Source organism: uncultured Chryseobacterium sp., from assembly GCF_936933875.1.
In the GTDB taxonomy this organism is placed as follows: domain Bacteria; phylum Bacteroidota; class Bacteroidia; order Flavobacteriales; family Weeksellaceae; genus CAKZIK01.
In genome coordinates this window covers 1-9,438 of sequence record NZ_CAKZIK010000072.1, presented here as the reverse complement: position 1 = coordinate 9,438, position 9,438 = coordinate 1, and the positions used below count along the sequence as shown (strand labels likewise).

The 9,438-nt window shown below is 37.2% G+C and carries 10 protein-coding genes; 4 read left to right on the top strand and 6 right to left on the bottom strand.

Annotated elements, in window-relative coordinates; translation table 11 throughout:
* Nucleotides 1-104 precede the first annotated feature (104 nt).
* The 6 genes from Q0252_RS10450 to Q0252_RS10425 all read right to left on the bottom strand — a co-directional run bounded on the left by Q0252_RS10450 (nucleotide 105) and on the right by Q0252_RS10425 (nucleotide 5,579).
* Nucleotides 105-1,619: a carboxypeptidase-like regulatory domain-containing protein gene (locus Q0252_RS10450; protein WP_297986012.1), complete on the bottom strand. Its 1,515-nt coding sequence runs from the start codon at nucleotides 1,617-1,619 to the stop codon at nucleotides 105-107.
* 5 nt (nucleotides 1,620-1,624) lie between these two features.
* Complete coding sequence (locus Q0252_RS10445) at nucleotides 1,625-3,007, bottom strand: CsgG/HfaB family protein (protein WP_297986010.1); 1,383 nt, start codon at nucleotides 3,005-3,007, stop codon at nucleotides 1,625-1,627.
* A gap of 12 nt (nucleotides 3,008-3,019) precedes the next feature.
* Nucleotides 3,020-3,424 carry a curli production assembly/transport component CsgF gene (locus Q0252_RS10440; RefSeq protein ID WP_297986008.1) on the bottom strand — a complete coding sequence of 135 codons (405 nt, stop codon included), beginning with the start codon at nucleotides 3,422-3,424 and terminating at the stop codon, nucleotides 3,020-3,022.
* 26 nt (nucleotides 3,425-3,450) lie between these two features.
* Nucleotides 3,451-4,137, bottom strand: a complete 687-nt coding sequence (gene csgH, locus Q0252_RS10435) for a curli-like amyloid fiber formation chaperone CsgH (RefSeq protein WP_297986006.1) — start codon at nucleotides 4,135-4,137, stop codon at nucleotides 3,451-3,453.
* Nucleotides 4,138-4,185: 48 nt separating this feature from the next.
* The gene (locus Q0252_RS10430) at nucleotides 4,186-4,590 is read right to left on the bottom strand and encodes a hypothetical protein (protein ID WP_297986005.1); all 405 of its coding nucleotides are present in this window, start codon (nucleotides 4,588-4,590) and stop codon (nucleotides 4,186-4,188) included.
* Nucleotides 4,591-4,694: 104 nt separating this feature from the next.
* Nucleotides 4,695-5,579, bottom strand: a complete 885-nt coding sequence (locus Q0252_RS10425) for a hypothetical protein (RefSeq protein WP_297986003.1) — start codon at nucleotides 5,577-5,579, stop codon at nucleotides 4,695-4,697.
* Between the two features lie 270 nt (nucleotides 5,580-5,849).
* Between Q0252_RS10425 and Q0252_RS10420 the strand changes: the two genes are divergently transcribed.
* The 4 genes from Q0252_RS10420 to Q0252_RS10405 all read left to right on the top strand — a co-directional run.
* Nucleotides 5,850-6,467 carry a TetR/AcrR family transcriptional regulator gene (locus tag Q0252_RS10420; RefSeq protein ID WP_297986001.1) on the top strand — a complete coding sequence of 206 codons (618 nt, stop codon included), beginning with the start codon at nucleotides 5,850-5,852 and terminating at the stop codon, nucleotides 6,465-6,467.
* Nucleotides 6,448-7,776, top strand: a complete 1,329-nt coding sequence (locus tag Q0252_RS10415; RefSeq protein ID WP_297986000.1) for a TolC family protein — start codon at nucleotides 6,448-6,450, stop codon at nucleotides 7,774-7,776. The genes Q0252_RS10420 and Q0252_RS10415 overlap by 20 nt, the downstream gene beginning before the upstream one ends.
* Before the next feature lie 31 nt (nucleotides 7,777-7,807).
* Nucleotides 7,808-9,055, top strand: a complete 1,248-nt coding sequence (locus Q0252_RS10410) for an efflux RND transporter periplasmic adaptor subunit (RefSeq protein WP_297985998.1) — start codon at nucleotides 7,808-7,810, stop codon at nucleotides 9,053-9,055.
* A gap of 15 nt (nucleotides 9,056-9,070) precedes the next feature.
* A partial coding sequence (locus Q0252_RS10405) for an efflux RND transporter permease subunit (protein WP_297985996.1) occupies nucleotides 9,071-9,438 on the top strand: 368 nt, incomplete at its 3' end.

Below are 9,438 nucleotides of genomic sequence, written 5' to 3'. Positions count from 1 at the left end.
ACTATCTGATTATCAATGATAAATATACAAAAATCCTAAATAATAACCAAAAAAATCCGCCTCAGTTGTGAGACGGATTCTTTGTTGATGAGTTTTATATTTTATTATTCATAATCCGGCATTTCTGCATCAGAGAAGAATTGTGTTCTTGCCAAATTATTGGTTGAGCTCGAAAAACTTGGAGTTGGAACCGAAATAATGTTTTTTGTAGAAATACCATCGTTAGAAGTATTCACAAAAATAATATTGGCGTTGTTTGGCGAAAATCTTGGATCGAAATCGTTTGTTCCGTTTACTTTTGAACTTACGGCTGACAAATCGATAACAGCGTCAGAAGATAATTCATACACAAAAATATGTGAGTTCAGCTGTCTGTATGTGTTGTCTTCAAAACCGGAAACATCTCTTGTATAGAGCAAATAATTCCCATCCACGGAGAAATTTAGTCCACCTGCGGCTCCTGTTTGTCCTGTGAGAATCGTTTTCATCGTATTTCCTAAGGTATCAATAATATAAATTTTACAGTTGTAGCCATTCGCGTCGTTGGTTTTAATAGCGATTTTACTGCCGTCATAACTCCAGTCGCATTCAGAAATCATACTGTTATCGGTAGTGGTGTAAACCACTTCAAGTCCGCTTCCGTCCTTATTAATTTTATACAATTTGTTGAAGTTAGGATAGAGCAACTTTTCACCATTGGTACTCCAGGAAAAATCCAGTTCAAAAGCATTGAAACCTGCAACCGGAATTGTGGTCACCTGAAAAACATTGGAGCCGTCTTTTTTAGCGGTAAACAAATGTGTATTTCCGCCGACAGTTCTCAGAAAAGCAATTAAACCACCATTATTATTCATTCTTGGTCTCCAACTGTTGAAAGATGAATCGGTAAACTGGAAGTTTTGGTTTTGTTCGTTGCTGGAAATGATATGGTAATTTCCATTCGCTTTTTTTACGTAATGAAATCTGTTGTTCGGCGTACTGTTAACGGTAAATTTAAAAATGCTGCTCATTACTTCCTGATTAATTCCGTCTTTCACTGCAACTTGCCAAAAATAACTTTCCCCAAATTTGAGATTGGTTAGTGAGTACGTTGCAGTAGAAAGATCTTTTACCTCAATTACGGTATTATTGGTATTATTTTTCACAAGTAATCTGTAGGTAAGCACATCATCTGCATCCGGATCCGTGCTTTGCCAAGTTAATGTAACATTTTGAGGTTGATCTACAGCGTTATCTGTCGGGCTTAAAAGTACCGGTGCTGTTGGCGGTGAGTTCAAAGAATTGTCGTCACTCAGTTCATAAACCAAAGAAATAACCTGCTCGGGATTTTTTAAACTGATTCCCTGAAATGAAGACAAATATCCTGAAAATTCCACCTTTACGGAGTAATCTCCCAAAGGAACATTTTCCAGTTTGAAAGTTCCGTCTGCAGCGGTGAAAACTGTGTTGGTACTTGGTTGTGTAAGCACTTTTACATTCTGCAGTGGAGTATTGGTTCCTTTTTCCACTACTTTTCCTTCTATAGTTCCCGTTTGCACAGCATCTATTTGATCTTCACTACAGGAAAAAATTAAAAAGAAAGAAAAGATAAAAATGATGATATTAAAATATTTTTTCATGGCTGTCAGTTTTTAGCGTTTCCAAAATAATAGTTTAGTCCGAGACCAATTTTCGCAGCTTGGTCTTTTCTTTTTCCATTAATCTTCATGTCCCAATTATCGGTAAATCCAATATCGTATTGCGCATTCAGCCTGATTCCGAAATTTTTCACGGCAATATATTCTAAGCCGCCTCCAAACTGAAATTTATATTTAATAGGATCGGTTTTGATGGCCAAAGCTCCAACACCACCATACACATAGGGCGACAGTTTATATTGAGGGAATACTAAAAATTCTAGATTGGTTTCTCCACCAATTAACCGGTCCTGAAATACACCCTCGTTTTCTAGCTTCATGTAAAAAGCGCTTGCTTCAACATTAAAATTATCGGTAATAAAATATTTCAGACCGCTTTTTACACCGATATTTGTTTTGGCATTGACATAGTCTCCTTTAAATTCATCCATACTCACTATACCAAAAATTGAAAACTTGGATCTGTAATTGTTAGGGAATTTATTGCCAATTACTTTGTTAACATTGGTAACTTTTTCTGCTTGATAATTATTGACCAGTTCTTTTAAGGCATCATTACCTTTTTTATCGCCCATCCAAAGTCCGTCTTTTACACCTTCGATAATTAAAGAATGCACTGCTTTTTCGATGGCTTCTGTAACGGCAATGGAAACTGGTTCGTTTTGGGTGACGCCCATTTCTGCTTCCAAAAGTCTGTCGGTATCAATAAATCTGAAAAAGCCACCGTTAACATCTGTTGATAATATATTTTTTGAAGTATAAACCGTTTTCAGAATTTCGCCGGTCATGCTGGAAACAACGCGCAGATAAACCGTTACACGATCCTGTCTGTACTTTGTGCTTCCTCCAATGCCGAAATAACGTGCGCCAATTCCGCCGGTCATTACATTGCTGTCGTAGGAAATAATTCCGCCTTCAAGCAAAATTCCTGCGTAGAGGAGTGGTGGAAGTTGATCGTCGATAGGAGTTTTTCCGTCGGCTTCTACTTTATATTCTTTTCTGGTGGATCTTATGATCTGTCTTTCATTCAGCAAGTTTCCTATATTTTCCCTTTCAATTGGGCGAAACCATCTGCTGTCTTCTAATGCTTTCAGTAAAATTGAGGTGGTTCCCTGTGGAATTGCTGTACTCCAGCTGCTGCCATTTTCGGCCATTTTGTATTGCCCGGTTTGATCTTTGAATTTGTACACTCCAATTACAATTTTTTCCATTGGTGGCGGAAGTTCCATTAATTCTCTGGTGTAAGGGGTAACTTCACCCAGTGTGGAGTTTTCGCTTTTTGTAGGAAGATTTAGAAGTGTTGAGCAACTGCTGAGTGAGATCAATAAAGGAAGTACCAAAAATTTTCTTATTAAATGTATTGTTCTCATTTGTTTTTAGTTTTAATTCGGAATAATGATTTCCGACTGTTCACCTGTGCTTGTGTTAAGGATATTAATTAATAGTCCTTGGTCTGTCTGTGTAATCTCTAAGTACATATCTCCAAAAACGTAGGTTCCGGGTTTCAGGTCGCCGTCACCAAACTGGTCACCGAAAAGTTTTTGAGAAATTTGACTCATTAACTGCTTGTTGATGCTTTCTGCAAAGCTATCCTGAGCAGAACCGCTTCTACTGGAATCTGTAGCGCTTCCTTTAAACTGGTTTTGTGATGATGCGGAACTCAGCAACCAGTTGTAGTTAAATGTATCGCCGCCAAAAGCGGGATTCAGAGGTTTGTAAACGAATTGTTGTCCGAATGCAAATCCTGAAATTGCTGTAAAAGCTACGATCATTACTGAATTTTTCATGATTTTATATATTGAGGTTATTAGTTTTAGTATTTAAAACCCGTGTCGTCCACATTTTTTTGATTTTGATAGGCAAAAAGCTGTTTGATGGTTTGGCTCACCTGTCCATCCAAATATTCCTCATCCGGTTTCGAGATGAAAGAATAGATATTACTGTCATCAGCAAAAATTTGTATCTGTGAACTTCTTCCCTGTGTTGGCAATTCTGTAATCCTAACAGGAAAAGCAAACGCAACGGAGTTGAGTAAAAGGTTTGAAATGAGTTTTGAATAAAAATTTTGTCCAACAATCGTTTTGGTTTCATCCAGAGTGAGTCCACTAAGTTTAATATCGTCCTCTTTTATTTTATTGGTTTCGAAAGCTTCAGAAAATTGCTCAGTATTGATGTTGATACTGTCTTTGCTGACGAGCTGGTTTTTCTCATCATTGATAAAAAGGTAAACTTTCAACGCATCTTTGGGATTAAAATTTACGGAAGACTGTGTTACAATCTTACTTTCATTTGGATTCAGAGAAAATTTTCCGGACTGTTTTGATGATGAGGTATTACCACTGCTGGTTTTTCTTACAGAAAGCATCGTATAGTTCAATGGTTGATAAATTGCAGTCCCATTTTGTGCCAATGCGTCTATCAGTAAGACACCTTCTATGTTTTTAGATTCCAGCTTGGCTTTTACTGTTTCGTTTTGCGAAAAAACTTGTTCTGAAATCATTGCGGTTAGGATTAGTATTATTTTTAAGAGAATTTTCATGGTTATCGGTTAATAGTTTCTCATAAAAATCATTTTATCATTCGTGTTGAAGTTCAGTTTGATATTTTCGGATATGCTGTTGCTTCCGGTGATATCAATATAATTATTGGAGCCTTCAACATTAATTTCGGATTTTAAACTGGTTTCAGCGTTTTGATTATTGATTACAGTTGCGTTGAAATTGCCGGTTTGGGTAATCAGCAAATCATTGTCTTTAGATTTGGTATACACTTCTGCAGTATTGTAATTTCCGAATTGTCGGATATCTGTTACAGAACCTGAAATATTTTGTGGAGCAGGATTTTGATTTTCTAGCAATAGCTGAATGTTATTACTGTTAATACTTTTAAAATCAATCTGCTGCGCAAACGATAAACCCGAAATCATCAGAAATATGAAGATTAAAGTTTTCATGGGTATAGTTTTTTAGTTTTTTTAAAAGGGGAAGTCGTCGCCAACTTCCCCCTAAATACACTTATTAAGATAAATGTTTTGGTTGTTTTGTTTGAATTGAGATTTTAGCAATCACCTCCTGAAGGACATTTAGGTTTTGGAAGATCTGGGCAATCCAAGCAAGGGCCACCAGATTGCTCGTCCTGTAGAACAACTTGAGAATTTCCGTTTCCAATTTGAGTTCCGTAATGTACCATTCCGTCTCCAATTTGTGTAACGTCAATACTGTTATCACAACCGTTTTGATAGTCAACAGCTAAGTTGAAATCTCCTGTTTGAGATTGACTGATAAAGTTTCGGTCTCCCTCCTGAGTAGCTACTGCTGTATTGTAATATCCGTCTTGAGACTGTACCACTTCATTTTCATAACCTGTTTGGTAAGCAAAAGCCCAGTTTTCTGATCCGAATTGAGTTTGATTTGCTTTGTTATCTTTACCCAACTGGTTTGCTACTGCAAGGTTAAGAACACCCCACTGAAATTGATCAGCAGAGTTTGCAATTCCTGCTTGGTCTGCATCTGCAACATTTCCATAACCCACCTGAGTTTGAATGGCTCTGTTTTCTTCTCCGCACTGTTTTGCATAAACAGCGTTATTATTGCCATACTGAGTTTGAAAAGCGAAGTTGTCGTCACCATGTTGTGTTGTTTCACCATAATTATCGTTCCCTTGTTGCCAAATGTCATTATAGTTGGATTGTCCGGATTGAAGAACTTTTACCTCATTTCGGTTTCCTAAACTAACGATAATGTTTTCGTTGGATTTTCCCCACTGTTCTACATCAGCAACGTTTTCGTTACCGGTTTGTGTAATTCTGTCGTAATTGGAAAGTCCATGCTGTTCTACATCTGTAGCATTATTGTTTCCGGTTTGTACTTGAGTGTCGTAGTTACTTTGTGCGAATGCTACAACGGACATAAGTGCGAATGCACTTGCTAATAATTTTTTCATGATAAAAAAAAGTTTTATGGTTAGTGAGACAAAGGTATGTGGAGAAACATTTCAAGAAATCCCCGCTTTTTGTGAAATTGGAAAAATCACTTTTTTGGGGGAGAAGCAGGGGAAAATCACCCGGCGAAAAATTTTAATGAAATGTAAAGTAAAAAAGATTTCTTTTCGTCTGTGTTAATAATCTGTTCAGGAAAAATTAACAATAAACTTGGAAACTTTTTTGGTTTATAGGTTTCCTTGTTCTATCTTTGCACCCGATTTTTATTAATAATGGACAAAAAATTTATTTCAAAAGTTGTACCTCTGTTTTTGGAAAATGGCCCAAAAGCACTTACAATGGATGATATAGCCAAAGAATTCGGGATGTCCAAAAAGACGCTTTACCAGATGTATAAAAACAAAGAAGCGTTACTGGAAGATGTTTTGCAATTTAAGCTATATGATATTATCGAACGCATTAAACTTCACGAAAGTAACATAGACAATGCTGTGGAAAGAATGTTTTGCCGTGATGAAGAAATAGAAAATGCTGTGGAAACCAACAATTCTATGTTCATCAAACAGTTGGTGAAGTATTATCCTTCTATTTTTCATAAGCATATGGTGAATTTCTCGGAGAAGTTCTCAGAAATTATGGTGAACAACATCAGAAAAGGCAGAGAACAGCAGATGTACAGAGAAGATTTTAACGAAGAAACATACTCCAAACTTTTCTTTCAGCTGATGGTTTCATACGAAAGCTCACCTTTTCTGGAAACCGAAAATCTTTCGCGTGAAGTCTATAAGCAAGGTGCATTTCAGATGTTTTTGAACGCTATTACCACAGAAAAAGGGAAATTAACAATGAAAAAATTAAACGAAAAATATAATGAGAAACAAACTGTTTAATCTTATCGCAGTAACGGCTGTCTCGGCATTTGCTTTCGCGCAGCAAGGTTTTACGATAGATGAGGCTTGGCAATATGCGGTAGAAAACAACGTGAATGTTAAAAAAGCGAAGATAGACCAAACTATCGCAGAGCAGAAAGTAAAGGAAACCATTGGAATTGGGTTGCCACAAGTTGATGCACAGGGAAAATATACCAATTACCTGAATGTTCCTGTACAGCTGCTTCCTGCTGAAATTGTTGGAGGACCTGCCGGAACTTATGTACCTGTTCAATTCGGGCAAAAACATTCGGGAAATGCTGCATTAACCTTGTCTCAAATTCTTTTCAGCGGCTCTTACCTTGTTGGTTTAGAATCTTCGAAAGCGTATAAAGAAACTGTGGCTTTGGCAACAGAAAAAACCGAAATATCAGTTAAGCAAGGTATTTTGATGGCATATACCGGAGTTTTGGTAACAGATGAAAATCTTAAGACTTTAGAAGAAAACAGAAAAGTTGCTGAAAAGGCCCTTCGTGATACCGAGGCAACTTATAAAGTAGGTCTTATAGAACTACAAAATGTTGAGCAGCAGCAATATGGATATAAAAGTTTGGTTGCCAATCAGCAAAATTTAGTAAGAACCAGAGATCAGTTGGCAATGGCATTAAAATATTTAATGGGTTATCCTTTGAATGAACAGATCGCCTTAACTTCAAACTTAGCTGATGTTGTTGATAGAAACGAAAATTTGATAAATACAGCCGTAAATCCAGATCTGAGCAACCATATTGACTATCGTTTGAGGGAAAATGCTTTAAAACTTTCTGAACTAAAGCTGAAACTACAACGTTCGAAATATCTGCCAACTTTAGCTGCTTTCGCTAATACAAGCTACAACGGAAACAGTAATTCCTTCGGTGATTTGTGGAAAGGGAAATGGTATAATACTTCGCTGTGGGGATTACAGTTAGACATCCCGATTTTTAGTGGTTTCCAAAGAAAATGGCAAACCGAACAGGCCAAATTGGATGTAGAAAAAGCCAAACTAGATTTGGATGAAAGTTCAAGACTTCTTCAAAATAATGCATTCTCGGCTTCCACAGATTACGAAAATGCATATAATTCATTTAAAAACGCCGAAGACTTAATCGCATTATCTTCAAGCATTTACAAGAAGGAACAAATTAAATTTAAAGAAGGAATGGGGACGAGTTTTACCCTTCAACAGGCTGAAACCCAACTTTACGATGCGCAAAGACAATATTATCAGGCAGCTTTAAATTTAATTCAGGCTAAAACAGCTTTAGATGAGGCTCTTGGTAAACTTTAAAAACTATAACTAACATTAAAAAAAATCAGAAATGAAAAAAATATTAATTCCATTGGTACTTTTAGTCGGATTAACGGCATGTAAAAAAGAAACCACTACAGACGAAACATTACAGACTTTAATTAAAAACAAGGATGTAAAAGGTCTGCAAGCTTACCGCGACCGCCAGAAATCGAAAATGGACAGTATTAATCTTGTGATGTCACAAATTGACACCAATCTTTCGTCAATGGGCGTTACAACTGCAGCAAACGGAGTTGTGAGCACGGTAAAGCTTTATCCAACCAATTTTGTTCACAATATCGCTATTCAGGGAAATGTGGTGACAGACCAAGATGTTAAAGTAATGCCGCAATTCTCCGGAACACTTTCTTTGTTTGTTCGTGAAGGACAGCAAGTTTCGAGAGGTCAGGTGATTGGAAGAGTTTCAGACGGTGGTCTAAGAGATCAGTATCAACAGGCTTTAATTTCAGTTTCTACGATTAAAGCACAACTTGGAGCAGCGCAATCCAACACCAATTTGGCAAGAATTGCTTACGAAAAACAAGCTGCACTGTGGAAGCAAAAAATTGGTTCCGAATTCCAGTTTCTTCAGGCAAAAGCAAATTATGAAGCTGCACAAAGAAATGTAACTGGTTTGCAAAGTCAGGTTTCAGCAACGCAGAAAGCTGCAGATGCTGTGAAGGCAAGTTTGGCAAGAACTGCTATTGTAGCTCCTTTCAGCGGAGTAATTGATGAGGTGATTACGCAAAACGGACAGTCGGTTTCTCCACAAAGCGAAATCGTAAAATTAATTTCATTAGGAACCATGAAAGTGGAAGCCAATGTTCCTGAAGCTTATTTGGCAAAAGTAAGACCTGGGACCGGTGTGAAGATTTTCCTTCCTACTTTAAATAAAACTTTAAGCTCCAGTGTAAGATTGGTAGGTAATTATATTGATCCGGCTACCAGAACTTTCAAAATTGAAGTTCCTATTTCAAACCAGGGGGGTGTAATTAAGCCAAACTTATTGGCTCAGGTAAATATTGAAGATTATGTAAATCCAAGCGCACTTCAGATTTCTAAGCAATACATCTACGAAGATGCTGCACACCGAAAATTTGTTTTCGTGGCAACCAATATCAACGGAAAATCTGCCATTGCTAAAAAAGTATTTGTACAGGAAGGGGAAAGCTCTCAGAACTCTGTAGAAATCGCAACTGGACTTACGGCAGGAGATGTTATCATTACGGACGGTTCAAAAACTTTAGTGGACGGACAAAAAATTACTATCCAATAATCTGAAACTTAAATTATGAGCGAAAATAAGCATACTAAAGAATTTTGGCTGTCGAGTTGGGCAGTAGATAACCGTACAACGGTGTACGTTCTTACGTTCATCATCGTTGTTTTGGGGATTTACTCCTACTTCTCTATGCCGCGGGAAAGTTTTCCGGAGGTTATTGAAAACAAAGTATACATTTCTACTATTTATCCCGGAAACTCTGCAGAAGACGTTGAAAAACTGATTACCAAAGAGCTTGAAGACAGTTTCAAAAACGTTTCCGGAGTAACGAAGGTGACTTCCAACTCTTTTCAGGATTATTGTTTGATTGTGGTTGAATTTGATGACAATGTCCCACTTCAGGAAGCCAAAATCCGTATTAAAGAAGATCGGAAGAG